At 59.8% G+C, this 23,258-nt stretch carries 26 protein-coding genes; 19 read left to right on the plus strand and 7 right to left on the minus strand.

Annotation, left to right across the window (positions count from 1 at the left end; genetic code table 11):
* Positions 1-2: 2 nt before the first annotated feature.
* The 7 genes from CFter6_RS20535 to CFter6_RS20565 all read left to right on the plus strand — a co-directional run bounded on the left by CFter6_RS20535 (position 3) and on the right by CFter6_RS20565 (position 7,372).
* Positions 3-1,070 carry a hypothetical protein gene (locus CFter6_RS20535; protein WP_061541494.1) on the plus strand — a complete coding sequence of 356 codons (1,068 nt, stop codon included), beginning with the start codon at positions 3-5 and terminating at the stop codon, positions 1,068-1,070.
* Complete coding sequence (locus CFter6_RS20540; protein ID WP_061541495.1) at positions 1,060-2,091, plus strand: hypothetical protein; 1,032 nt, start codon at positions 1,060-1,062, stop codon at positions 2,089-2,091. The genes CFter6_RS20535 and CFter6_RS20540 overlap by 11 nt, the downstream gene beginning before the upstream one ends.
* A complete protein-coding gene (locus tag CFter6_RS20545) occupies positions 2,088-3,941 on the plus strand; it encodes a polysaccharide deacetylase family protein (RefSeq protein WP_061541496.1) in 1,854 nt (617 codons plus the stop codon). Before CFter6_RS20540 ends, CFter6_RS20545 begins: the two co-directional genes overlap by 4 nt.
* Positions 3,938-4,990, plus strand: coding sequence for a YaiO family outer membrane beta-barrel protein (locus tag CFter6_RS20550; RefSeq protein ID WP_061541497.1), 1,053 nt, complete (start codon positions 3,938-3,940; stop codon positions 4,988-4,990). Before CFter6_RS20545 ends, CFter6_RS20550 begins: the two co-directional genes overlap by 4 nt.
* Positions 4,987-5,826, plus strand: a complete 840-nt coding sequence (locus CFter6_RS20555) for a hypothetical protein (protein WP_061541498.1) — start codon at positions 4,987-4,989, stop codon at positions 5,824-5,826. Before CFter6_RS20550 ends, CFter6_RS20555 begins: the two co-directional genes overlap by 4 nt.
* Before the next feature lie 77 nt (positions 5,827-5,903).
* Complete coding sequence (locus tag CFter6_RS20560) at positions 5,904-6,170, plus strand: hypothetical protein (protein WP_061541499.1); 267 nt, start codon at positions 5,904-5,906, stop codon at positions 6,168-6,170.
* Between the two features lie 137 nt (positions 6,171-6,307).
* On the plus strand, positions 6,308-7,372 hold the full coding sequence (locus tag CFter6_RS20565; protein ID WP_061541500.1) for a M29 family metallopeptidase: 1,065 nt from the start codon (positions 6,308-6,310) through the stop codon (positions 7,370-7,372).
* On the opposite strand, the gene CFter6_RS20570 is transcribed toward CFter6_RS20565, so the two are convergent.
* From CFter6_RS20570 to CFter6_RS20580, 3 genes are all read right to left on the minus strand, one after another.
* A complete protein-coding gene (locus tag CFter6_RS20570; protein WP_082814912.1) occupies positions 7,358-7,948 on the minus strand; it encodes a hemerythrin domain-containing protein in 591 nt (196 codons plus the stop codon). The genes CFter6_RS20565 and CFter6_RS20570 overlap by 15 nt on opposite strands.
* 186 nt (positions 7,949-8,134) lie before the next feature.
* Positions 8,135-8,908: a DUF3050 domain-containing protein gene (locus CFter6_RS20575; protein WP_061541502.1), complete on the minus strand. Its 774-nt coding sequence runs from the start codon at positions 8,906-8,908 to the stop codon at positions 8,135-8,137.
* A 145-nt stretch (positions 8,909-9,053) separates the two neighbouring features.
* Positions 9,054-9,494, minus strand: a complete 441-nt coding sequence (locus CFter6_RS20580) for a DUF3574 domain-containing protein (RefSeq protein WP_061542498.1) — start codon at positions 9,492-9,494, stop codon at positions 9,054-9,056.
* A 148-nt stretch (positions 9,495-9,642) separates the two neighbouring features.
* Here CFter6_RS20580 and CFter6_RS20585 point away from each other — a divergent pair, with 148 nt between their 5' ends.
* Positions 9,643-9,894: an energy transducer TonB gene (locus CFter6_RS20585; RefSeq protein WP_061541503.1), complete on the plus strand. Its 252-nt coding sequence runs from the start codon at positions 9,643-9,645 to the stop codon at positions 9,892-9,894.
* Between the two features lie 302 nt (positions 9,895-10,196).
* Positions 10,197-11,579 (plus strand): NCS2 family permease, encoded by a 1,383-nt coding sequence (locus CFter6_RS20590; RefSeq protein ID WP_061541504.1) that lies wholly within the window; start codon positions 10,197-10,199, stop codon positions 11,577-11,579.
* 118 nt (positions 11,580-11,697) lie between these two features.
* Here the strand turns inward: CFter6_RS20590 and CFter6_RS20595 are convergent, their stop codons facing one another.
* The 3 genes from CFter6_RS20595 to CFter6_RS20605 form a co-directional block, all read right to left on the minus strand.
* Positions 11,698-12,333: a septal ring lytic transglycosylase RlpA family protein gene (locus CFter6_RS20595; RefSeq protein WP_061541505.1), complete on the minus strand. Its 636-nt coding sequence runs from the start codon at positions 12,331-12,333 to the stop codon at positions 11,698-11,700.
* Positions 12,330-12,689 carry a DUF6404 family protein gene (locus CFter6_RS20600; protein ID WP_150118826.1) on the minus strand — a complete coding sequence of 120 codons (360 nt, stop codon included), beginning with the start codon at positions 12,687-12,689 and terminating at the stop codon, positions 12,330-12,332. Before CFter6_RS20600 ends, CFter6_RS20595 begins: the two co-directional genes overlap by 4 nt.
* An 89-nt stretch (positions 12,690-12,778) precedes the next feature.
* Positions 12,779-13,075, minus strand: a complete 297-nt coding sequence (locus CFter6_RS20605; RefSeq protein ID WP_061541507.1) for a hypothetical protein — start codon at positions 13,073-13,075, stop codon at positions 12,779-12,781.
* A gap of 379 nt (positions 13,076-13,454) precedes the next feature.
* On the opposite strand from CFter6_RS20605, the gene CFter6_RS20610 reads away from it, so the two are divergent.
* The 7 genes from CFter6_RS20610 to CFter6_RS20635 all read left to right on the plus strand — a co-directional run bounded on the left by CFter6_RS20610 (position 13,455) and on the right by CFter6_RS20635 (position 20,232).
* Positions 13,455-14,201 (plus strand): Crp/Fnr family transcriptional regulator, encoded by a 747-nt coding sequence (locus CFter6_RS20610; RefSeq protein ID WP_061541508.1) that lies wholly within the window; start codon positions 13,455-13,457, stop codon positions 14,199-14,201.
* Positions 14,202-14,295: 94 nt separating this feature from the next.
* The gene (locus tag CFter6_RS20615; protein ID WP_082814913.1) at positions 14,296-16,377 is read left to right on the plus strand and encodes a PAS domain-containing hybrid sensor histidine kinase/response regulator; all 2,082 of its coding nucleotides are present in this window, start codon (positions 14,296-14,298) and stop codon (positions 16,375-16,377) included.
* Between the two features lie 74 nt (positions 16,378-16,451).
* Positions 16,452-17,288, plus strand: coding sequence for a response regulator (locus CFter6_RS20620; RefSeq protein WP_236904433.1), 837 nt, complete (start codon positions 16,452-16,454; stop codon positions 17,286-17,288).
* 227 nt (positions 17,289-17,515) lie between these two features.
* Positions 17,516-18,685 carry a hypothetical protein gene (locus CFter6_RS26190; protein ID WP_061541509.1) on the plus strand — a complete coding sequence of 390 codons (1,170 nt, stop codon included), beginning with the start codon at positions 17,516-17,518 and terminating at the stop codon, positions 18,683-18,685.
* Positions 18,686-18,728: 43 nt separating this feature from the next.
* Entirely contained in the window at positions 18,729-19,037 is a 309-nt protein-coding gene (locus tag CFter6_RS25205) for a DUF1272 domain-containing protein (protein WP_082814914.1), read from the plus strand.
* 99 nt (positions 19,038-19,136) lie between these two features.
* Positions 19,137-19,676: a hypothetical protein gene (locus tag CFter6_RS20630; protein ID WP_061541510.1), complete on the plus strand. Its 540-nt coding sequence runs from the start codon at positions 19,137-19,139 to the stop codon at positions 19,674-19,676.
* 73 nt (positions 19,677-19,749) lie between these two features.
* The gene (locus CFter6_RS20635; protein ID WP_082814915.1) at positions 19,750-20,232 is read left to right on the plus strand and encodes a GNAT family N-acetyltransferase; all 483 of its coding nucleotides are present in this window, start codon (positions 19,750-19,752) and stop codon (positions 20,230-20,232) included.
* A 1-nt stretch (position 20,233) separates the two neighbouring features.
* Here CFter6_RS20635 and CFter6_RS20640 read toward each other — a convergent pair whose 3' ends face one another.
* Complete coding sequence (locus CFter6_RS20640; protein WP_061541511.1) at positions 20,234-21,148, minus strand: LysR family transcriptional regulator; 915 nt, start codon at positions 21,146-21,148, stop codon at positions 20,234-20,236.
* Between the two features lie 112 nt (positions 21,149-21,260).
* Here CFter6_RS20640 and CFter6_RS20645 point away from each other — a divergent pair, with 112 nt between their 5' ends.
* The 3 genes from CFter6_RS20645 to CFter6_RS20655 all read left to right on the plus strand — a co-directional run bounded on the left by CFter6_RS20645 (position 21,261) and on the right by CFter6_RS20655 (position 23,172).
* Positions 21,261-22,139: an aldo/keto reductase family oxidoreductase gene (locus CFter6_RS20645; RefSeq protein ID WP_061541512.1), complete on the plus strand. Its 879-nt coding sequence runs from the start codon at positions 21,261-21,263 to the stop codon at positions 22,137-22,139.
* Positions 22,140-22,246: 107 nt separating this feature from the next.
* Positions 22,247-22,696, plus strand: coding sequence for a hypothetical protein (locus tag CFter6_RS20650; protein ID WP_061541513.1), 450 nt, complete (start codon positions 22,247-22,249; stop codon positions 22,694-22,696).
* 14 nt (positions 22,697-22,710) lie between these two features.
* Positions 22,711-23,172: a tyrosine-type recombinase/integrase gene (locus CFter6_RS20655; RefSeq protein WP_257722421.1), complete on the plus strand. Its 462-nt coding sequence runs from the start codon at positions 22,711-22,713 to the stop codon at positions 23,170-23,172.
* Positions 23,173-23,258 lie beyond the last annotated feature (86 nt).

Below are 23,258 nucleotides of genomic sequence, written 5' to 3' on the forward strand. Positions count from 1 at the left end.
TCATGGCTGCCCCAGCGCTGCTATTGGTCAGCGTGCTGCTGATCTTGTTCCTGCCGTTCATTCCGGCCATCGCCGAGTGGCTGCGCCCGACCGACGTGGCCCCCCTGCCGGTCAGGAGAAACGAGATAAACAACCTGCGTTATTTCGCCGACAGCTTCCGCCAAACCGTCGCCCGCATGCCAGCGATGAATTTACTGCAATTGCAGAAGCTGCAAACCGACCGCACCGTCCGCGTCAGCGACAACCTGCATGTCGTGCACCAGCAGCTGGACGCCGATGTCGCTGCCGGCTACCCTGCGGCTACCTTGGCAATACTGCAAAAGAAGAATGGCATAGTCATCTTCCTGCACGACGCCTGCCTGCCGCCAGGCAGCCACAGCCAGGCCGACCTGTTTGCTGCCGCCGACCTGCGAATCGGCGCCGGCGCCAGCCTGCGCGCCTGCGCCGCCCAGGGCCTGATCACACTTGGCCCGGATACAGTGGTGCATCGCTGGATCGACGCGCCAGCCATCCGTGTCGGCAGCAATGCCGCTATCGACGGCCGCATTACCGCCGCCACGGAAATCGATTTTTGCGGCGGCAGCCGTTTTGTACGCGCCGGAGCGCCAAGCATACGCTTCGGCGATTGCGCCAACGCCGCTATTCCCGCCCCCCAGGCGCCGTCGCCGCGGCCGCGCCATATCCTCGACGACAGCACCGAACAATCCGCCGAAATCCGCCAGGACGGCGACTTCGTGGTGCGCGGCGCACACAGCATACGTGCCGGGACCACGGTCTTCGGCAGCATCAAGACCTATGGCGACCTGCACCTGGGAGAACGCTCTTGCATTGCCGGCAGCCTGGTGTCCAACCGCGACATCGTGCTGGACAGAGGCTGTTCGGTGCTTGGCCCGGTCATCAGCCAGAACGATATCGTGGTCGGCCCCGACTGCCGCATCGGCACACCCGGCTGCGCCACCACCATGGTTTGCCGGAAATTGACGATTGCCGCAGGCTGCATCGTGCATGGCGTGATTACCACGCAAGACGGGGCAATCGTGAGCGCGCGGGAGGCGTCTCATGTCCCCTGATTTACACCTGGCCAGGCAAGCCGCAGCGCCTGCGGCACTATCGGCAGCGCTGGCCGTGGTTTTCTGTTTCAGCTGCCTGGCGCCGGCAGGCGCGGCAGAGTATGCGCCGCCCGCCGCCGGCGTCGCCGCGTTTGCCGATTTTACGTTGCCGGACGGCGCCATCACTGTCTTTCCCAAGGGCGATTATGTCGAGCCGTACTTCGCGCTGACCGCCCTGCTGGCCGCGCATGGGCTGGGTCTCGATGTCGCTCCGGCAGCCTCGGCTTTCGCCCACTGGTTGCTGCCGTTCCAGCAGGCCGATGGCCCCTTCCCGCGCATCTGCCGCAGCGGCGCGGCGGACTGGCTGGCCTGCGGTCCGGCAGATGCCGACGACTCCCTCGACGCCCTCTGGTGCCTGCTGGCAGCGCAAGTCTTGCCGGCAGACCGGGTGCTGGCCGCCAGCTGCGCCAGGTCGCTGGCGCACCTGGCCAGCCTGTGGAACCCGGCGCAACAGACCTTCCGCGCCTTGCCAGGCGGCAGCGCCGCCTATTTTGCCGACAATGTCGAAGTGATGGGCGCCCTGCACCAGCTGCGCCGGCAACCGGCAACGGCTACCCGCTTCGCAGTGCAGCTGGCGGCATTGCCGAGCGCCGCCGGCATGCTCAAAGGACTGCGGCGCAACTATGGCTACGATCCGGACGGCGCCCTTGAACCGGAACGCGCCAGCATGCCGCCCGTGCCCTATGGCTTCTATCCCAATGCAGTGGCGCCGGTTTACCTGTGGCTGTACGGCCTGCGCAGCGGAGCCAGCGGCGAACGTTACTGGCATGCCTGGATGGAACGCAACGGAAAACAATGGCTGGCCGGCGAAAGCGATCACTATCCGTGGGGCCTGGCCGCCTGGGCCGGCTACCGGGCCGGCGATGCGCCGGCCGCACGCAGCTGGCTGAAAAACTGCGATGCCTGGCGCGCCGCGGGGCGCTGGAACGTTGTCGAAGAAGGCGTGCGCATCGGCCTGAGCCACGCGCTGGACCGATCATGAACGGCGCATATCATCCCAGGCTGGCCAGGATACTGCTGGCCTTGCTGGCTGGCGCCGTGATCGCGGCCGCCGCGGCCTGGATTTATCGCATCAGCCAGGTCAGCCCGGCGCAATGGCAAAGCGACGCCATCGCCCTGCTGCTGCCGGACGACATGTCGGACGCCAACCGGCTGTTTGCAGCGGCCTGGCTGGACGCCGCCGCAGAAGAAGGAATCCGCCTGCAAGCGATTACCGCATCGGCTTTCTCGCGGCACGGCTTGCAAGGCGAACGACCGTTTGCCGGGGTGATTTTGCCGGACACCATCCATCGCCGCATCAGCACCGCGTTCGTCAACCAGGTCAGCCGCTTTGTGGAAAACGGCGGCGCCCTGATGCTGGTCGGCGATGCCGGCGTGCTGGACGAGAACGGCTACTACGCCGAGCCGGCCTCGCGCCTTTCCGCGCTGGCCGGGACAGACTACGCGATGTACCGCAAGCTGCAGGAACGCATGTCGTTCAACCCGACCATCGCCGGCAGCCCGCAAATCATGCAAGCCCTGCATATCCCGCCGGGGCGCTGGATCAAGGACGGCGCGCAGGCGGTGCTTTCGGGTTACGGCGAAGACACGTTGCGCTATCCGGTGCTGCACACCGCCGACAGCTATGCCGGAACAGTGCGCATGCAAGCCGAAGGAAAAACCGTGATCGCCGGCGAACATGCCTACGGCAAAGGGCGCGTACTGTTCGTCAACCTGCCCTTGGGCTACCTGAAGCTGCGCACCGACGGCATACTGATGCATGGTTTCCTGCACTACTTCGCCAACCGCATCATGGGCCAGCCGCAGTTGTCCGCCGCTCCGGAAGCGATCGGCGGCCTGGTGCTGAACTGGCACTGCGACGCCAAGATCTGCATTCCGGCCATGGAGCAGCTGATCAAGGCCGGCGTATTCAAGCGCGGACCGTTCAGCATCCATGTCACCGCCGGACCCGACCAGCGCGCATTCGGCGACGGCCTCGGCGTCGACCTCAGCCGCAACCTGCCGTTCCAGGCGTTGCTGCTGTCCTTGCGCGACCAGGGAAATGAAATCGGCAGCCACGGCGGCTGGATACACGACTGGTTCGGCAAGAACCTGGCCGACGGCAACCAGGAACAAATGACGCCTTACCTGCAGCAAAACGCCGACGCCGTGGCGCGCCTGACCGGACACAGGCAAACCGAATATTCGGCGCCCACCGGCAACCAGCCGGTCTGGGTCACCGACTGGCTCGACGAGCAGCAGGTGCTGGCCTACTACTTCACCGGCAATATAGGCCAGGGACCGACCCATACCTACCGCGACGGCCGCCGCGATCCGCATATCTGGTCGTTCCCGGTGCAGACCTACGGCCACATCAGCACCATCGAAGAAGCCTACACCGAACATGTGCCGGAAAGCGAAATCAGCAGCTGGTTGACGTCGCTGGTGCAGTTTACCGAGAATAGCGGGCAGATCAGGCTGATTTATTTCCATCCGCCAGGCGCCGTACTGTATCCCGATGCCATCAACCAGCTGATGCTGGCCGCCGACGCAGCCGCAAAAAGCGGACGCTTCCGCTGGCGCACCATGACGGACCTGGCGCGCTTCATGAATCGCCGGGAACAGACAGTATGGAATATTTCTAATGACAATCGTGCCGTAGTGGTCGATGCTGCCAATGCGGCCTCATTGAACCAGCAAACCTGGCTGTTCCCGGTTGCGCTGTATGCCGAACCGCGCGTCACCAGCGGCAAGGCCAGAGTGGAACAGCGCGGCGACACCTGGGCCGTGATCGCCGCAGACGTGAGGCAACTTCGCATTTCAACACCGTTGATAGAGAAAGTACCGCATTGAATACAGCCGCCAAGAACCGTCGTTTGCCGGCCGCCAGGACCGCCATGGCGGCATTGGGACTATCCCTCTGCTATGCCTCGGCTCCCACTGGCGCGGCAACCGGCGAAAATCCCGGCATCGAAGTGCCGCGTTTGCAGCATGAGCGCTTGCTGTCGATCTACAGCGCGCCGGCGCAAGCGGTCGCTGCTGTGCCCGCTGCCGTTCCTGCTGCAGCGCCGGCGGTTCCGCGCCCACCGGCCGAGATCCAGCCTGCCGTGCTGGCGCTGGCGGCCCCGGTCGACGCCGCTGCCATCCCGCTGACGCCGGCCGAGGCGCCACCCGCTGCCGGGCCGGAACTGCAACCCGAGCGCGGCGCCCTGGAACTGATCGGCGGCGACGGCAGGATGAGTAACGGTTATGGACATGCCCGCCTGATGTCGCTGCGCGGCATGGCGGTGACGTCGCTCGGCGTGGTGCAGGGAGAATTGACGCAGCAGTCCCGCTTCGGGTTCAGCGGCAACTACGGCAATGTCTCGCTCACCCACGATTTGTCCGAAGACTATTACACCACCGTCGGCGTCGGCGCCGGCAACAGTCCGCTGTTTTCAAGCTGGCGCACCGATGCCGCCATTTACCGGAAATTCGGCAGCGAACGCCAGTATGTCGCCGGCATCGGCGGCTACTATGCCAAAGGCAATGAAAGCGCGCGCTCCGACAAGGGCTTGCTGTTCACCGGCATAGTCTACTTCAGCGGGCTAGTGGTAGAAGGCGGCGTGCGCCTGAACTGGGCCGATCCCGGCGCGATACTGGGGCCTAGCCAATACATCGCCGCCACCTTCGGCAATGACGACCGGCGCGCGATCATCGTTCGTTACGAGCATGCCAAAGAAACCTACAAGGTATTGCCAGGCGGTCCCGAGCTGGTCAATTTCAAGAGCGATACCGCCAGCGTCCAGTGGCGCCAGCGCATCAGCCGCGACAGCATGCTGCTGGCAGCGCTGGAGTATTACCAGAGCCCGGTCTACGACCGGCTCTCGTTCAGCCTCGGCTGGCGCTGGAGCTTCAGATGAAACCGGCGCGGGACGCGACTGCCGGCGGCAAAACCGTCAAGGCAAAAATCCATGCCAAAGCGCGCAGGGACGCTGCAATCAATCCACGTTTCGCCGGCTTTGGCGGCCAGCTGATCCAGACCCACCGCGCCCTGCGCCGCCTTTCTTTTCCGCGCTCCCGCTGGATAGATGTGCTGCTGGTGCCCGCGCTGATTTTCTTTTGCACCCTGCTTGCCTGGCCCTGGATTGCGGACCTGTGGTCAGGAATCATCCGCTTCTGGGCCAGCGGCCTCGGCGACGGCTTGATGCTGAAAGCCGACAAAACCTCTTTTCCGGGCATTCAATCCGTTCCCTACGCCTACGTCCAGGCCGCGCTGCCGACCCCGCTGCAATGGTGGACCGGCATGCTGGCCAGCATCGCTCTGCTGCTGGCCACCGCTTTGCTGCCGGCGCGCATGCTGCCGATCTCTTACACGCTGCGCGTGGTTGCCATGATCCAGCTGGCGAGCCAGTTCTATTTTTATTTCTGGGCGGCGGAATTCCCCTACCAGTCTGCGTCCTCGATTTCCGCGCTGACGCAGGCATCGATGGTGCTGCTGCTGCTGACGCCCTGGATTTACGGCCTGCTTTACAACATCTTCGATTTCGGCATCCCACGCAAGATCCTGCTGTCGCTGATGGCGGTGGTTTACCTGATCGTGCTGACGCCGTTCCAGTACACGTTTGCGGCCTGGGTGATGCTGCAATATTCGCTGCTCTGGCATCCCCTGATCTATCTGCTGGGATCCAGCCTGCTCCAGTTCGGCGCGCTGGTCGGCTTTTATTCCTGGGCCATGAGCTGGGAACGGCGCGAATAGAAGCAATGGCACGGCGCCAGCCCGGCGTGGCTTATACTGCGCGCAACGCATATTGTTAATCTACAAGGATATCCATAATGAAAAAAACAGGAATGGCCAAGAGCGACGCCAAGAAGCTCATGGGAAAAATGACGGCTCCGGGCGCTTCCGCTTTTGGCGGCGGCGATGCTGCAACCATCGACCGCCGCGAGCAACGCAAGCGCGACCAGGCAGCGGGACTGGTGCCGTTTGCCGTCAAGCTCAATGGCGCCCTGGTGCTGCAATTGCAAACCCTGGCGAAAGAACGCGAACTGGACCTCAACCAGCTGGTGGCCGAATTGCTGGTCAAGGGCCTGGCTGCCTGAACAATCCGGCCGATGGCGGGACCGATATCGGGACCAATCCCGGCTGTCGATTAAAATGTCGGTCCAGCAGCTGCCGTTTCGTCATCAAAGCTTGATTTTATGACACGGCATTGCTCTGTTCCCGATACGGTAAATTGATGATTCTCCCAACTGCGAACCAAGAACCGGCGTGCATGATAGGCAAGGAAGCGATTGACGCTGCGGAAAAGCACCTGCGCGACATTCTTTCCCTGGCGATCCGGCACGCGCCGCCGCACGCCGCCGTGGTGGTGTCTGATAACCGTTGCGAACTCGCCGTGGCGCTCACCGAAGCTTACCGGCGCTGCCTGCCCGCCGCCACCTTCATCGATTTCGACGCGGTCGCGCCGGAGGCCGTGCTGGCTGCGTTTGCGGCGCTGGAAGCGAACGACCTGGTGATCCTGGTGCAGTCCACCAACTTCCGCCTCGAGGCGTTCCGCATCCGCGTCGAACTGTTCAAGCGCGGGCTCAAGGTGATCGAGCACCCGCACCTGTCGCGCATGCCGGGCGCGCAAGCGCTGCATTACATTGAATCGCTGGCGTACGACCCCGCCTACTACCGCGGCGTCGGCTACGCCTTGAAAGCCCGCATCGACAAGGCCAGCATGGGCGTGGTCGACAGCGGCGGCGAACGCCTGGTATTTGCCTCGCGGTTCGAAGCGGCCAAGCTGAACATCGGCGACTACAGCGAGATGAACAACATCGGCGGCCAGTTCCCCATCGGCGAAGTGTTCACCGAAGCGCAAGACCTGGAAGCCGTCAACGGCCGCGTGCGCATTTTTGTTTTCGGCGATACCTCGTTCCGGGTCAACCGGCCGGAGCAGCCGATCACGCTGGTGATCGACAAAGGCCGGGTCATCGAGGCAATCGATTCCACGCCCGATTTCGACCAGGTGCTGGCCAATATCCGCGCCGACGAAGGTGAAGTGTGGCTGCGGGAGCTGGGTTTCGGCATGAACCGCGCGTTTTCGCGGGAACGGCTGGTGAACGACATCGGCACTTATGAACGCATGTGCGGCATCCACCTGTCGCTAGGCGCCAAGCATGGCGTCTACAGCAAGCCCAACATCAAGCGCAGCAGCGCCCGTTACCACATCGACGTGTTTGCGGTGACGGAGGCGGTCTACCTGGATGACGAGCTGGTCTATCGCGATGGCGCCTGGCAGCTATCAGGGCATATATAAAGGATAGAGGATATTTTCTTCGCGCGTGATGCGGTCCACCAGCACCTTGCCCAGGTTGTCGAATTCGGCCTTGAAATTCGCGCGCGCATCCGGCAGCGCCAGCCAGTCCTTGCCCTGGTACTTGTCGAAAAAATCAAACGCGACGCGGCCGATGCCATCCATTTCCCGTTTATAGGAACGGTAGACATCGAGCAGGTTGGGCTCCTCCGCCAGGCTGCGCCGCATGTAGGAATACAGCTTGACGCCTTCGGTCAGCAAATGGCCGTACATCGCCATGCGCATTTCACGCAAGGTAGCCGGCACCGCATCCCAGGCGCCCGCGCTCATCTTGTTGGCCACTGTCGAATACATCAGCAGCAGGGCCGCATGGTCGCCCTTGAGCTGGGGGATCAGCTTGTCGTCGTACTGGATCTGGTTGTTGGCGCTTTTCGCCGGCTGCAGCAGTTCTGCACGCTCGGCGATCGGCATGGTTCTTCTTGCTGGCGGCTGGGTGGCGGCCGGTCTTCTGGCAACTTCATGCGCCCCCTCGTCTTGCGTACTGGTTGCGGGTTTGTTGAAAATGGATTTCAGCCACATGGTTCGCCTCCCCAGTTCACAAAAAGATAACACTTGCTCGTTCTTATAATTGCCTATCCGCAACAATAATACATTAGATTCCACGTGGAAATAGATTTCCTATTTGCAATTTACAGATATTTTTTTGCAACATGGCGCCCGGGCCGGACAACCATGTCCGGCCGCGGACGACTAACCCGCGGCGGCTCAGGAAGGTGAGCGCCGCAAGGCGGCCAGCAAGCTGTCCCACAGCCGCTGGCGTTCATCGATGGCGCGGATGCCGGCCTCCAGCACCTCGCGCAGCCGGACCGGGTCGTTGCCGGTAATCTCCTCTATCATGCGCTGCGCGGCAGGGCCGTGATCGCCGGAATCAACCTCGATATGCCGCTCCAGGTAGAAGGTCAGCTCAGGCACGCTAGCCGGGTCGATGCGCCAGGTCTGCAGCAAGGCCTGGAACATGTCCGGGATCACGTTTTCCCGTCCGTAAAAAAAACTTCCGACTACCTGGTGCGTCTGGCCATCCATGCAGGTGCCGATGGTGGAAGTCACGAAGCGCTGGATCGGCGGCACGGCTTCCGCCCGCGTGAGCGCGGCGGCAAGCGCATCGCCCTTCCTGATCATCGCCAGGAACTGTTCGATCTGCCGCGTCGAAGCGCCGATCTCCCGCATCGCCGACAGATAAAGGTCAAAATGCGTCATCGCGCCCTTGGGCGTCAGGTCCGATTCTTCGCCCAGCACGATCTCGTTGATCAGGCGCGCTGCATGCGGGTTGGCCGGCGGATACCACGGCACCGCGGTGGTGGTCAGGTCTGCCTGCAGCCGCTTGACCAGCGACATGAAATCCCAGACGGCAAACACATGCCATTCCATGAACAGGCGCAGGTCCTTCTTGGTTCGTATGGCGGAAAAAACAGCATGATTTGTCAATGCCTTGTGCTTGTCCTTGAGGATAAGTTGCAGTGATTCAACGGTCGTTATCATGTCATCTCCACATTGGGTTACACACGGATGTGTGCAAAACGACAATGACAGATATATTGCTGTACGGCAATAAATATATGTTAATCCGTTGACACCAGGCCGCAAGCCAGACTCAAACCTCCGGGGAATCAGCGCAGGCAGGGATTCAAAACGATGCGCACAGGCGGGACACCAGCAAACCCACCGCATCCTGGTGGAATTGCCCGGTATAAGCGCTGCGTATCTGCGCCAGGCGCTCCAGCGTTTCCGGGGTCTCGGGAGCGACGATGCGGATCACGAAACTGTCCTCGCGGATAGTCTTGCCGGTGGCCGCGTCACGCCACTGGCCATGCGTGTCCCAGGTGGTCAGGCCATCCGGAAAACGCGGCGTCACGATCTCCGCCATGAAAGCATTCCTTTCCGCATCGCTGACCTGCCCGCGTCCCTGGATGTCGCGCCCGAACAGCAGCTCGGCCTGCAGCTGCGCACTGCCGTGCACCTGCTGGCAGGTGCCGCCGCTGCCGCCGTCAGGGAAAGTGGCGCAGGCGGAAAGCGTTACGGTGCAGATCAGGCTGCAGATCACGCTGTGGATCTGATTCAGGCGCATGGCGGTCTCCTCGATGGCTGGGAATGCCACATGCTATCTCAAATATTGCCGCCGAGAATTAAAGGCGGCAAGCGGGCATTCAATAACTGCCACCAGCGCCGTATAATTTCCAAACACCGCCTCAACCAACCATGTCAGACCAGAACCCATGAGCCTTATCGACAAACTGCTAGCAGGAACGGTGAAATCCGCGCCGGTCTCGACAGACAAGGTGCTGGTCCGTGTTTACCTCGATACCGGCGGCCACGTTACCGACGTCACGATCAGGAAAAGCTGCGGCGACCCGGAACGCGATGCTCATGCGCAGCGGGAAATCATGGGCATGCGTTTCGCGAGCAAGAGCAAAGGCGCAAAAACGTCGCACAACTGGCATGACCTGACCTATACATTTCACGAATAAACCGTGCGCCAGCGCGCCCTGTCCTCCTTGTTCCAGTACGTTTCCCTCAAGCAGTGCCGCGGCTGCGCCCCCCATTCCCCGCATATGGAAATGCAAATGGCGGCTATTAAGCTCCCATGATGGGTTGGCTGCCGTCCATACCCTAAGCTGTCTTCGCCGAGCTCATCTTCCGTTCAAATGACGAGCAGCCTGGTAATCAGAGTTCGGCATTTGGTTGCGGGCTATTCAAAAACATAACACGAGACACCTTGATGACGGTCGAGTGACGGCCGCTTCAAGGACATATAAGGAGCAGCTCGATCATGATGGAACAACAACTCCAACCCTCCGCGGGTCTGGGAGAACCTATTGCCGTCGCCGAAGGAAAAATCGACCAGTACTTCCAGATCACCGCGCGCGGCAGCACCCAGCGCCGTGAGGTGGTCGCCGGCATCACCACTTTCCTGGCGATGGTCTACTCGGTATTTGTCGTGCCCGGCATGCTCGGCAAGGCCGGCTTCGACGTCAGCGCGGTGTTTGTCGCGGTCTGCCTGACCACCGCTTTCGGTTCCCTGCTGATGGGTTTGTGGGCGCGTTTGCCGATCGCCGTCGGCTGCGCGATTTCGCTGACTGCTTTCACCGCCTTCGGCCTGGTGCTCGGCAAAGGTCTGTCGCCTGCGGTTGCGCTCGGCGCGGTATTCCTGATGGGCCTGGTGTTCACCGCCATTTCCGTCACCGGCGTGCGTTCCTGGATCCTGCAAAACCTGCCCTCTGGCGTGGCCCATGGTACCGGCGTCGGCATCGGTTTGTTCCTGCTGCTGATCGCCTCCAACGACGTCGGCCTGGTGGTGAAAAACGCCGGCCCCGGCCTGCCGGTAGCGCTCGGCCACATTACCGCGTTTCCAGTCGTGATGAGCATCGTCGGCCTGGCAGCGATTTTCGGGCTTGAGCGGCGCCGCGTCCCCGGCGGCATCCTGCTGGTAGTCGTGGTCTTGTCAATCATCGGCCTGATCTTCGATCCGGCCGTCAAGTTCACCGGCATATTTGCGGTGCCGGCGCTGAGCGCTCCCGGCCATGCCTCGCTGATCGGCGCGATGGACATCAAGGGCGCACTCAGCATGGCAGTGCTGCCGAGCGTGCTGGCGCTGGTGATGACCGCGGTGTTCGACGCCACCGGCACCATCCGCGCGGTCGCCGGCCAGGCCGGGCAAGTCAATGAAAAGGGTTATATCCACAATGGCGGCAAGGCGCTGACAGCCGATTCGCTCAGCTCGATTTTTGCCGGCCTGGTGGGCGGCGCACCTGCTGCCGCCTATATTGAATCGACGGTAGGCACAGCCGCCGGCGCCCGCACGGGCTTGACTGCGGTAGTGGTCGGCCTGCTGTTCCTCGCGGTGATCTTCTTCTCGCCGCTGGCCGGCCTGGTGCCTTCTTATGCAACCGCACCGGCGCTGATGTACGTCGGCTTGCTGATGCTGGGCAGCGTCAGCCGCATGCACATGGACGATACGGTCGATGCACTGGCTGGCTTGCTGTGCGCGGTGTTCATCGTCCTGACATGCAATATCGTGACCGGCATCATGCTTGGTTTCTGCACGCTGGTGATCGGCCGCGTGGTGTCGGGCGAGTTCCGCAAACTGAATTTCGGCACGGTCGCCATTGCGGTTGCACTGGCTGTTTTCTATGGAGGCGGCTGGGCGATTTAAGACGATACATCTATCCGGGTAACGTCGACGGTTTGGATCTCCTAGAACCGTCGGTTCATGGCAGCGCCTGCGGGTGCTGCCTTTTTGTTTTTTGGCTATGCGGAAGCCATCCGGTTTTTCATTTCGCTGGGGATTGAGCCGCCTCGCTGGCTTCGCTAGACGATAGCTTGCGCAGTTCGATCTGGGCAGTGCCGTTGCGCACAAAACCTAATTGTTTCGCCGCTGCGTAAGAGACATCAATAATCCGCTTGCTGCGGTACGGTCCGCGGTCGGTCACCTTGACCAGCGCCGTCCTGTTGTTGCGGACATTCCGCACCAGCACCCAGCTTTGCAGCGGCAGGCTTGGATGCGCGGCCGTCATCGAATACATATTGAAACGCTCGCCACTGGCCGATTTGCGGCCATGAAAACCGGGGCCATACCAAGAGGCCTTGCCACGCTGGACGACCGTCCCTGGATCGGAGCGCAAACCGGTACTTTCATCAAGAGAAAAATCGCTATCGATCGCTTGTTCCGGCGACAGGTCATGCTCGCCAGATTCAACAGCGGCCGGCGGCAGTGCCGATTCACCTCGGGTACGAGAGGGAGAAATGGTATCGGAAACAACGGTTGTTCCAGCGACTGCGGTCGCGTCTTTCGACGCCTCATGCCCGGCGAGCAAGTCAGGCGCGGTATCAGCGGCTGCGGGCATTGCAACCCAGGCTGCCAGCAGCCATACGACATGCGCCCCGCGCGTTTGAAAAAATCCGCTCACGATATGGACTTGACGGCATCAGGCAGAAAAAGTTCATGTTTGCTGGCTGCATGGCGGTAATAAAGCGCCATGCCATAACCGAAAACAGCGCCGATCAGAATTGCCATAATCACAGCAAACGCGACAGGCGCGCCAGACGGCGACAACAGAAAATACCAGGTGAAAGCGCCCCAGGCAATAGCGAAGCATCCCGAAAAAAACAGGAAATTGAATGCCATGCTGGCAAGGTGGGGAGGCGGGACCGGGATACCAGACCGCCATAACAAACGATGCAGCGGCGGAGCGTAGCGGTAGCGTGCAATGCCGGTGGATTCCAATAGGACCAATGCCGTTTTGATTTTTTGTGGATAAGACATAGGGATGTTTGCCGAGTTATGGTCGCTCGCCTCGCAGCAAGCCAGGTTGAAATTACCGCCTGCCTGCGGCAATCCGATAAATGGTCCGATCAGGTTCGGAGACTGCGGGCCTGCTGAACGACAACCAGCGAGGCGGCATATTCCAACGTCTTTATATAACCCGGCATGCTGGGATGCGTGCGCTTGGCCAGTTCAGTCAGCCGGCCTTTGAACGCCAGCAAATGCATCGTGGGATCGCCAGCCTGGTTCGCAGCAAAGGAACAGGCATCTTTGACGATATGGTGAATAGCGATTTTCACATTCTGGCCATACAGCGACAGCGCTGCCAGCGCTTCGATTTTCTTCAAATATTCGTTGTTCAAACAATTTTCGAGCTGGACGCTCATTGCTTACTCCAGGAAACAGATTACGGTAAATACTCCAAGATCAATCTTAGGGACACACCCATTACCTGTCCATTTCCCGCAAGCGGATGTCACAAGAGTTTTCAAATTCAATGTTACGTAGAAATATTATGTATCTCTTAATGCACAACCAATGCCGTTTCTTGATTTCCATAGATGTTGTCGAAGCACGGCGCCTGCCGCCAACGTTGTTTTTTGGCACTATTTCACCCTCTTATCCGCAATAACGCCGATTCCAGGGCGTCTCGGCACAATCACCCCAGGCTGACGGATCAGGTATGTTACCTTGGCTAACGCGGCCCTTCTTTCAAGTCCCGCTTCTACTATCAGCTGGTCAAAGACCGGGAGCAGGAAGAAGGATATGTTCAGCGCACCCGACCCAAACCAGAACCACCTGCTGGCAGCCTTGCTCGACGCTGAATTCGACCGCCTGGCGCCGCACCTGGAGCTGATCCCGATGCGGCTGGGCGACCTGCTCTACGATTCCGGCGGCAAGCTGCAGCATGTCTACTTTCCCACCACATCGATTGTCTCGCTGCTCTACGTCCTGGAAAACGGCGGATCTTCCGAGATCGCCGGGGTCGGCAACGAGGGCATATTGGGAATTTCTCTTTTCATGGGCGGCAATACCACGCCCAGCCGCGCGGTGGTGCAGACCGGCGGCTTCGGCTATCGGCTCAAGTCGCACATATTGATGGAAGAATTCAACCGCGCCGGACCGGTGATGCGCCTCTTGCTGCGCTATACCCAGGCGCTGCTCACGCAAATGAGCCAGACAGCCGTGTGCAACCGCCACCATACGCTGGACCAGCAACTGTGCCGCTGGCTGCTGCTGACGCTGGACCGCCTGCCCACCAATGAATTGACGATGACCCAGGAATTGATTGCCGGCATGCTGGGCGTGCGGCGCGAAGGCGTCACCGAAGCGGCAGGAAAATTGCAGAACCTCGGTTTTATCCGCTACCGGCGCGGCCATATCACCGTGCTGGACCGGGCTGGCCTGAACAGCAACGTTTGCGAATGTTATGGCGTGGTCAAGAAAGAATTTGCGCGCCTGTTGTCGGATGTACACCAGCGGCAAGGCAAGCCGGCGCCGCCGGCCAAGTAAGCCAAGTATTTGCAGCATTACATTCGTCACCACCTTGTTTGAGCCGAGGCTAGCGCTCAGTTGTAAGCCAATCGGACCTGGATTCATACCCACCATGGAAAATACATCTGGAACTGCATCGCAAGCCGTGCAGCAACCGCTGCTGAAAGCCGGCGCCTTGCAAAACGCCATTTTCAACAGCGCCAACTTTTCCTGCATCGCCACCGACGCCCAAGGCGTGATCCAGATTTTCAACGTCGGCGCCGAACGCATGCTCGGCTACAAGGCAGAGGACGTGGTAGACAAAATCACGCCGGCCGGGATTTCGGATGCGCAAGAACTGATTGCGCGGGCCGCATCGCTCAGCCTTGAGCTCGACACCCAGATCACCCCGGGCTTCGAAGCGCTGGTGTTCAAGGCCTCGCGCGGCATTGAAGACATCTACGAACTGACCTATATCCGCAAGGATGGCAGCCGCTTTCCGGCGATGGTGTCGGTCACCGCCCTGCGCGATGCCCAAGACAAGGTAATCGGCTACCTGCTGATCGGCACCGACAATACGGCGCGCAAACAGGTCGAAGCGGAACAGGCGCTGCTTGACCAGCGCCTGCGCGACCAGCAGTTCTACACGCGCTCGCTGATCGAATCGAATATCGATGCCTTGATGACCACCGATCCGCGCGGCATCATCAGCGATGTCAACCAGCAGATGGAAGCGCTGACCGGCTGCACCCGCGACGAGCTGATCGGGGCGCCGTTCAAGAATTACTTTACCGATCCGGAGCGTGCCGAGGCCGCCATCACACGCGTGCTGCGCGAAGGCAAGGTGACCAACTACGAGCTGACCGCCCACGCCGTGGATGGCACCGAGACGGTGGTCTCGTACAACGCGACCACCTTCCACAACCGCGACAACCAGCTGCAAGGCGTGTTCGCGGCGGCACGCGACGTCACCGACCGCAAGCAGTTCGAATATACGCTGCAAGAAAACAATATCGAACTGGAAAATGCCAGGGCGGCAGCGGAAAAAGCCAACCTGGCAAAATCGGATTTCCTCTCCAGCATGAGCCATGAATTACGCACCCCGCTCAACGCCGTGCTCGGATTCGCGCAGCTGATGGCGTCCGATACGCCGCCGCCGTCATCGGCGCAAAAATTGTCGATCGACCAGATCTTGCAGGCCGGCTGGTATCTGCTGCGCCTGATCAACGAGATCCTCGACCTGGCGATGATCGAATCGGGTAAAGTGACACTGTCGCAGGAATCGATGTCGCTCACCGAAGTGATACAGGATTGCCAGGCAATGATCGAGCCGCAGGCGCAAAAGCGCGGGGTGCAGCTGACCTTCCCTCTTCTCGACAACCTGTTTTATGTGCATGCCGACCGCACCAGGGTCAAGCAAGTGATGGTCAACCTGCTGTCGAATGCGATCAAATACAATCGGGCCGAGGGCAGTGTGGTTGTCAAATGCGCGACGAGCGGCAGCGACCGGGTGCGCGTCAGCGTTACCGATACCGGAGCAGGCTTGACGCCGGAACAGTTGGCGCAGCTGTTTCAGCCTTTCAACCGGCTCGGGCAAGAGAGCAGTGTCGAAGAAGGCACCGGCATCGGCCTGGTGGTCACCAAGCAGCTGGTCGAGTTGATGGGTGGCGTCATCGGCGTCGAAAGCAGGGTCGGCGCCGGCAGCGTATTCTGGGTGGAATTGCCGGCGGTGAGCGCGCCGGAACTGGCGCTTGACGACATCCACAAGATCGCCGTCGATAAATCGAATCGCGCCGCGGCAGATCAGCTGCAGTCCCAGCGCACGCTGCTCTATGTCGAGGACAATCCGGCAAACCTGGTCCTGGTCGAGCAACTGATTGCGCGGCGCGGCGACCTGACGCTGCTGACGGCGATCAACGGCCACCTGGGAATCCAGATGGCACGCGCGCACCAGCCGGACGTGATCCTGATGGATATCAACCTGCCCGGCATCAGCGGTTACGGCGTCCTCAAAATTTTGCTCGAAGATGTGGCAACGGCCCACATCCCGATCATGGCGCTGTCGGCCAACGCCGTGCCGCGCGATATCCAGAAAGGCATGGATGCGGGTTTCTTCCGCTACCTGACAAAACCGATCGAGGTGGTCGAATTCATGGACGCCCTCGACGTCGCGCTGCGCCATGCGGAAAAGAACGGCTTGCCGAGCGGAGCATAGGCAGCAACGAAATGCGGCTTGCGAATTGCAGCATGATTTATCAGCAGGTGAACGATTTTTCTGGGAACAACGCAATGCTTATATCCGAAATCCTGAAGGCCAGCATCCTGATCGTCGATGACCAGGAAGCCAATGTCATGCTGCTGGAACAAATGCTGCGCAAAGCCGGTTATGCACACATCACGTCGACGATGGATCCGCACACGGTCGTCCCGCTGCACCTGGCGCATCGCTACGACTTGATCCTGCTCGATCTGCAAATGCCGGAAATGGATGGCTTCCAGGTCATGGAAGGCCTGAAGGAAATCGAAACCGCGGGGTATCTGCCGGTGCTGGTCATCACGGCGCAGCCGGCGCACAAGCTGCGTGCGCTGCAAGCGGGCGCCAAGGATTTTGTCAGCAAGCCATTCGACCTGGTTGAGGTGCAGACGCGCATCCACAACATGCTGGAGGTGCGGCTGCTGTATCGGAAACTGGACAACTACAACAAGGCGCTGGAACAGACCGTGCTGGAACGCACGGCAGAACTGCGCGAGAGCGAAGCCCGCTTCAAGAGTCTGACGGAACTGTCTTCGGACTGGTACTGGGAACAGGATCCGCAAGGAAAATTCACCAAGGTATCCGGCCCGGTTTTCGACATGCTCGGGATCGATGCCGACAATACGGACGGTGTGCTCAGCATTGCGGCGGCAGGACGCTGGAACGAGGCCGAGCGAGTACAGCTGGAAGACAACATTGCAAACCGCCGTCCCTTCCTCGATTTCATCTACAGCCGCCGCAATGCCGACGGCACCCTGCAATACCTTCAGGTAAGCGGAGAGCCGATGTTCGATTCAGCCAGCCTTTTCATCGGCTACCGCGGCATCGGCATGGATGTCACCGAGCGCATGAACCGCGACCTGGAAAAATAGCCGCTTCATAGCGACACTGGCGCCACCGACAAGGCCAGCGTCCGCGCCGGCCAGTTCGCATCGCTGCTGTATGAATTTATACACAGCGAAAAATATTCATTGCCAAATCTTTCAGCACGGAAATCTTATCTGCTACGATACCCTCGGCTGATGCGGGGGAGAATGATGCTCGCCTGTCGCAAACAAAGCAGTCTATAAATATAAGAAACAAAAAAACAGGGGAGTAGATGAATACGCATTTCTTGGTCCGGGCAGCCGCAGCTGCCGCAATCGTCGCGTCCTCACTTCTTACCGGCTGCGCCTCGATTGTCGACGGCACCAGCCAGGTGGTGACGGTCGAAGCCCGCAACCAGGGACAACTGGTCAAGGGCGCTTCCTGCAAACTGCAAAACGCCAAAGGCACCTTTTATGTGACCGCGCCGGGCACGGTGACCATCCACCGGTCGCGCGACGACCTGGTAGTGCAATGCGACAAAGAAAATATCAAACCTGGCCTGGCAAAAATCAAGTCCAGCGTCAAAGGAATGACCTACGGCAATATTTTACTGGGCGGGATCGTCGGCGCCATTGTCGATCAAAGCTCCGGCGCGGCTTTCGACTATCCGGCCATGGTCACGGTCCTGATGGGCGAGAACGGCGCGCCGATTGCGCCCTTCAGTCCTCCGGGCGTCCCGGCCGCTCCAGTTGCCCCAACGGTTCAGGGCAGCCCTGGCCGCAACGGCGAGCGCCAGCTGACCGGCAAGGAAATGCAGCAGCATTTCAGCAGCCTAGGCACTGTGACCGGGCACAGTCCAAGCGGCGCAAAAATGCTGTATGACGTCGGCCAGGGCGGTCGCCTGGAAGTCAAGAACCTTGACAAGGGCGGTGGCACGATGGGCGCTTACGAGTTCAAGGAAGCCGAGAACCAGATTTGCCTAACGATATACGGCGGCAGCGGCTGGCGCATCATGCAGGACTGTTACCGCCTGTACCAGGTTAACGCCGGCACGTTCGCCATGAGATCGGCCACCGACAAATATTTCTTTACCTACGATATCAACGGCGGCGGTGGCAGTTATGCCGAGCAGCCGGTTGCGGCGCCATCGGCGACGTATGCGAATGCAACGCCTGCCACATCGGCGCCGCCGAATGACACCCCGGCGCCTCCTGTGCCGCCGGCAAGCGCGGCGCCCTTGCCGGTAATTGCCGTAGCTGCACCGGCCGGACTGCCTGCAGAACAGATCGGCCAATATTCATATCAAAGCGAACACCTGGCCAGGGCGCAATCATGTTCCGCGGCGCCACACGCCATCCTTAACGCCAGGGGGCCGGGATTCGAATCGTACACAGTCTCTTGCGACAACGGCGATTCTCTTGCGATGCGCTGCGATTTCGGGCAATGTCGAATCTTGAGATGAGATCAGCCTGATCGTTCGAATGAACTAAAAAACCGGGAGCATCATGCTGGAACTGAGACCAAGCTGCGAACACTGCAACAAAACACTGCCGCCGGAATCCCTGGAAGCGCGGATTTGCAGCTATGAGTGTACGTTTTGCGCGGCTTGCGTCGATGGCATCCTGGAGAACGTTTGCCCGAATTGCGGCGGCGGCTTCGTCCCAAGGCCGGTCAGGCCGGCAAGGAATTTAAGGGGTGAGAATTTCCTTGGGAAAGATCCAGCTAGCACCAAGCTCAAGCATCGACCGGTTGACCTTGATGCCCATACCGCTTTTGCTGCGGCGATCAAGTCCATTCCGCCCGAGCAACGCTGACTCTGATGGAGGCGGAGAGTTTTTAAAAATGGGCATCAGACGAAATCATCCAGCGCTGCGGACAATAAAACCCACCACTCGCAATCAGCAGGAATGGCAATGTATAAAAACATATTGATCGTCATTGGCTTTGTTTTTCCTGTCATGAATGCCGCGGCCGGACCAGCTTCTCTCTGCAGGAAAAATGAAACCATCTATTTTTCCTGCGCTACGAATAGTGGAAAAATAATCTCCCTGTGCGGAGACGCTTTCTACCAGGATGAATTTGGCAGCCTCACTGAAATAGACAATCCGTGGCTGCAATATCGATTCGGATCGCCAGGAAAAATAGAGTTGTCCTATCCTCCTCAAAAAAATGATTCACTTAAACGCTTCGCATCAGACAAAATCCGAGCCCTGAGAGGAGAGATTCGTCTTGATGCGGTTTTTTTCGCCAACGCCGGAATTGCCTATAGCGTAGAACATGTCGTGCCAGATACGGGAGAGATATTTGAAGGGGTGCATGTCGGAGCTGCGCAAGACTTCGGTATCGAGACGGCCGGCAAGCGCAGAAAACAATACCCCCGTGCCGCGATAGAATGCAAGGAGAGTGCGAACGTAGAGAATTTCTTCAGCCTTGTCGATTTTCTCGCCAAATGAATACCTGCGTAGTACAGCTTTTTGGGCGAACTCCGGCGACACCATAAAATTACCTGAACACAGGAAAGATTAATTGACGACTACATACAATATCCGCGCTCTTGAATCCGCGGACTATCAATTCGTCGCCTCGGTAGTCGATGACTGGTGGGGCGGCCGCCCTGTCCGTGCGCTGGTCCATCGCATATTTTTCGACCATCTGAACGCAAGCAGTTTCGCCGTTGGCCCATCGGATGCTGTCCAGGCATTCCTGATCGGCTTTGTGTCGCAGTCCGATCCCAAAGTCGCCTATATCCACTTCGTCGGCGTAAGCCCTGCCGCAAGAGCCGGCGGCCTCGCCCGTTTGCTCTACGAACATTTTTTCAATGTGGTCAGCGCCCAGGGCTGCACAGAGGTGCGCAGCATCACGTCTGCGGTCAATACCGGCTCGATCGCATTTCATCGCAAACTGGGGTTTACACTTCTCCCCGGTTCCGGTGAAATCGACGGCATCCCGGTCAGCCTCGATTATGCCGGCGCAGGACAACATCGCGTCCTGTTCCATAAAGCGCTGTAATTCAGCGCGAATGGCCGCCGGCAGGCGCCTTGATAAAATCGATGAACGCGCGCAAAGGCGCCGGCACCAGGCGGCGTCCGGGGTAATAAAGGAAAGGCCCGGAAAAGTGCATCCACCACGGCGCAAGCAGGGGTTCAAGCGCGCCGCTGTCGAGATGGGGGCGCAGCCAGTCCTCGAAGAGATAAATGATGCCGCTGCCGGCAACCGCCGCCTCGATGGCGAGATCGATTCCTCCGCCCGCTTGTACGATCAGCGGCCCCGTCGGATCCACCCGCACCATCTCGCCGTTCCGTTCAAACTCCCAAGGCGGCATTGACCCGCTGGAAAAACGGCCGCGCAGGCAAGCATGGCCGAGCAGCTCGCGCGGGTGTTGCGGCCGGCCATGCCGGTCAAGATAGGCGGGAGACGCCGCGGTGGCAAAGCGCTGGACACGCGGCCCGATCGGCACCGCGATCATGTCCTGTTCCAGCCGCTCGTCGTAGCGGATGCCGGCGTCGCATCCGGCCGCGATTACATCGACAAAACTTTCTTCGGTGAAGATCTCCATCTGAATGTCGGGATAAGCGGCGAGAAAGGGCGGCACGATGCGGCCCAGCACCAGCCGCGCCGCACTGACCGGCACGTTGAGGCGCAATGTGCCGGCTGGCTTGTCGCGAAACCCGTTGACCACGTCGAGTGCGGCTTCCATCTCGTTCAAGGCTGGACTGAGCCTCGCCAGCAAACCCTGGCCCGCTTCGGTCGGCACCACGCTACGCGTGGTACGGTTGAACAGCCTCACGCCGAGCTGAGCCTCCAAACGGCGTACCGCTTCACTGAGCGCGGACGCGCTGCCGGCGCTGGCACGCGCGCCTTCGCGAAAGCCTTTGGCGCGCGCCACCACCACGAAGGCGTTCAGATCTTCCAGGTTGACCTTCATTGCCCTATCTCCACTGTTCGCAAATCCGCACAACCCGTATCGATTGTACCCAATTATCACGAAGGTGGAAGACGCCTACCATGGCTCATCTTTCATCTAAAGGAACACAATCATGTCTAGCATCGAACAATCCGGCACATTCACGCTTGGCCACCGTACTGTAAAGCGACTCGGCTACGGCGCCATGCAGCTCGCAGGACCAGGCGTGTTCGGCCCACCCAAGGATCGCGGCGCGGCGCTGGCCGTGCTGCGCGAAGCCGTCGCACGCGGCGTCAATCACATCGACACCAGCGATTTCTACGGTCCGCACATCACTAACCAGCTGATCCGCGAAGCGCTGCATCCTTATCGTGACGATCTCGCCATCGTCACCAAGATCAGCGCCCGGCGCGGCGACGACGGATCGTGGATTCCAGCCATGTCGCCCGAAGAACTGATCCAGGCGGTCCACGACAACCTGCGCAACCTGGGCCTGGACGTGCTCGAGGTGGTTAACCTGCGCAGCATGCTCGGCATCCACGGTCCTGTCGAAGGATCGATAGAAGAACCGCTCACGGTGGTGGCCGAACTGCAGCGGCAGGGCCTGGTGCGCCATATCGGGCTGAGCAACGTCACCCCGGCGCAGGTCGCGGAAGGACGCAAGATCTGCGAGATCGTCTGTGTGCAAAACCACTACAACGTCGCCCATCGGGACGACGACGACCTGATCGACCAGCTTGCGCGGGACGGCATCGCCTACGTGCCCTTCTTTCCGCTCGGCGGCTTCACTCCCCTTCAATCCTCGACCTTGTCCGGCGTTGCTGAGCGCCTCGGCGCCACACCCATGCAGGTGGCGCTCGCCTGGCTGCTGCGCCGCTCGCCCAACATCCTGCTGATCCCAGGTACCTCGTCTATCGCTCACTTGCACGAGAACCTGGCCGCGGCCGAGCTGGCGCTGCCGGACGATGCAGTCAAGGAATTGGATGGTGTGGTCAACATCAGCTCGACTTAAGACATGCCAAATGCGTGCCTGGAAAATTCAAACGGCGCGCATTTGGAGGTCCCCCATGTGCGACGACGGAATCCGGGATATGCTGCAAGCGGATCAAGACTCCTGCCATGCAGATAATCCCGCCCCTGACCATTGCAACCATGACCAAATTCAGCAGCTACGTATTAGCCACCGCCCTTTTTGCGCTTTCACCGCTTGGCCATCCGGCAATGGCCGGAGAGCTTCCGTCGTCGAACGGGAAAACCGATCATATGCCGAGCGAAGATAGCCGAAAACAGATTCAGCAAGTGCTGGATAACTACGTCAAGAGCGTAACGGCTGGAGATCGCACGCTTTTCGAATCCCAGCTGCTGGACGAGAACATACCGTTCTTCGGGCTTGGAGAAAAATTGAGCCCGTCATTCAAGCCCGTTTCAGAGAGCCTGCAAGGTTACGCCGGATTTCGGAAAGCGGTCTTCGAGAGCGGCAAAAAATACAGTCAAAGATTTTCCAATATCAGCATTGAACAAGACGGCGACCTGGCCCAGGTGTCAGAAGTTGCGCTAGCGACACGCTGATAGACGCACTGGATCTGGCCTACCTTACGGGCCAACGCCCAGCCGACACTCTCAAAATGAAGGCCAGCGATATTGCTAATGGGTTCCTGCTTGTGGATCAAGGCAAAACGCAAAAAAAATTACGTATTTCTGTTACCGGGGAACTGGCGACCGTGCTTGGTCGAATAGTCGTGCGCAAGGCGCAGCATAAAATTGAAAACGATCAATTGTTGATGAACGGCGACGGCAAGGTATTCACCCTGCCGGCATTACGCAGTCACTTCGACCGCGCGAAAATTGCAGCGGCCAAAAAGTTGCCCGAGTTAGCCGAAGATATAAAAGCTTTCCGGTTTTACGACCTGCGCGCAAAGGCAGCGGACGACACATCAGATGACCGTGGTGACCAGGCCGCAAGCGATCTGCTGGGTCACGATAATGTGAAAACAACACAACGGCATTACCTCCGGAGAGGCAAGATTGTAGAGCCGACAAAGTAGGGAATATTCAGTTTTTGCGGAGCGCTCCGCAATTCCGATAATTTTAGACTTTCAGAAACAACTAAATTTAGTTTAAAATCAAGGTC

The sequence above is a fragment of the Collimonas fungivorans genome (assembly GCF_001584145.1).
GTDB classification, from domain to species: domain Bacteria; phylum Pseudomonadota; class Gammaproteobacteria; order Burkholderiales; family Burkholderiaceae_D; genus Collimonas; species Collimonas fungivorans.

What these genes read in the sequence shown, in the direction of transcription:
- CFter6_RS20535 (WP_061541494.1), top strand. Translation starts at nt 3, where the DNA reads ATGGCTGCCCCAGCGCTGCTATTGGTCAGCGTGCTGCTGATCTTGTTC.
- CFter6_RS20540 (WP_061541495.1), top strand. Translation starts at nt 1,060, where the DNA reads ATGTCCCCTGATTTACACCTGGCCAGGCAAGCCGCAGCGCCTGCGGCA.
- CFter6_RS20545 (WP_061541496.1), top strand. Translation starts at nt 2,088, where the DNA reads ATGAACGGCGCATATCATCCCAGGCTGGCCAGGATACTGCTGGCCTTG.
- CFter6_RS20555 (WP_061541498.1), top strand. Translation starts at nt 4,987, where the DNA reads ATGAAACCGGCGCGGGACGCGACTGCCGGCGGCAAAACCGTCAAGGCA.
- CFter6_RS20560 (WP_061541499.1), top strand. Translation starts at nt 5,904, where the DNA reads ATGAAAAAAACAGGAATGGCCAAGAGCGACGCCAAGAAGCTCATGGGA.
- CFter6_RS20565 (WP_061541500.1), top strand. Translation starts at nt 6,308, where the DNA reads ATGATTCTCCCAACTGCGAACCAAGAACCGGCGTGCATGATAGGCAAG.
- CFter6_RS20570 (WP_082814912.1), bottom strand. Translation starts at nt 7,948, where the DNA reads ATGTGGCTGAAATCCATTTTCAACAAACCCGCAACCAGTACGCAAGAC.
- CFter6_RS20575 (WP_061541502.1), bottom strand. Translation starts at nt 8,908, where the DNA reads ATGATAACGACCGTTGAATCACTGCAACTTATCCTCAAGGACAAGCAC.
- CFter6_RS20580 (WP_061542498.1), bottom strand. Translation starts at nt 9,494, where the DNA reads ATGCGCCTGAATCAGATCCACAGCGTGATCTGCAGCCTGATCTGCACC.
- CFter6_RS20585 (WP_061541503.1), top strand. Translation starts at nt 9,643, where the DNA reads ATGAGCCTTATCGACAAACTGCTAGCAGGAACGGTGAAATCCGCGCCG.
- CFter6_RS20590 (WP_061541504.1), top strand. Translation starts at nt 10,197, where the DNA reads ATGATGGAACAACAACTCCAACCCTCCGCGGGTCTGGGAGAACCTATT.
- CFter6_RS20600 (WP_150118826.1), bottom strand. Translation starts at nt 12,689, where the DNA reads ATGTCTTATCCACAAAAAATCAAAACGGCATTGGTCCTATTGGAATCC.
- CFter6_RS20605 (WP_061541507.1), bottom strand. Translation starts at nt 13,075, where the DNA reads ATGAGCGTCCAGCTCGAAAATTGTTTGAACAACGAATATTTGAAGAAA.
- CFter6_RS20610 (WP_061541508.1), top strand. Translation starts at nt 13,455, where the DNA reads ATGTTCAGCGCACCCGACCCAAACCAGAACCACCTGCTGGCAGCCTTG.
- CFter6_RS20615 (WP_082814913.1), top strand. Translation starts at nt 14,296, where the DNA reads ATGGAAAATACATCTGGAACTGCATCGCAAGCCGTGCAGCAACCGCTG.
- CFter6_RS20620 (WP_236904433.1), top strand. Translation starts at nt 16,452, where the DNA reads ATGCTTATATCCGAAATCCTGAAGGCCAGCATCCTGATCGTCGATGAC.
- CFter6_RS26190 (WP_061541509.1), top strand. Translation starts at nt 17,516, where the DNA reads ATGAATACGCATTTCTTGGTCCGGGCAGCCGCAGCTGCCGCAATCGTC.
- CFter6_RS25205 (WP_082814914.1), top strand. Translation starts at nt 18,729, where the DNA reads ATGCTGGAACTGAGACCAAGCTGCGAACACTGCAACAAAACACTGCCG.
- CFter6_RS20630 (WP_061541510.1), top strand. Translation starts at nt 19,137, where the DNA reads ATGTATAAAAACATATTGATCGTCATTGGCTTTGTTTTTCCTGTCATG.
- CFter6_RS20640 (WP_061541511.1), bottom strand. Translation starts at nt 21,148, where the DNA reads ATGAAGGTCAACCTGGAAGATCTGAACGCCTTCGTGGTGGTGGCGCGC.
- CFter6_RS20645 (WP_061541512.1), top strand. Translation starts at nt 21,261, where the DNA reads ATGTCTAGCATCGAACAATCCGGCACATTCACGCTTGGCCACCGTACT.
- CFter6_RS20650 (WP_061541513.1), top strand. Translation starts at nt 22,247, where the DNA reads ATGCAGATAATCCCGCCCCTGACCATTGCAACCATGACCAAATTCAGC.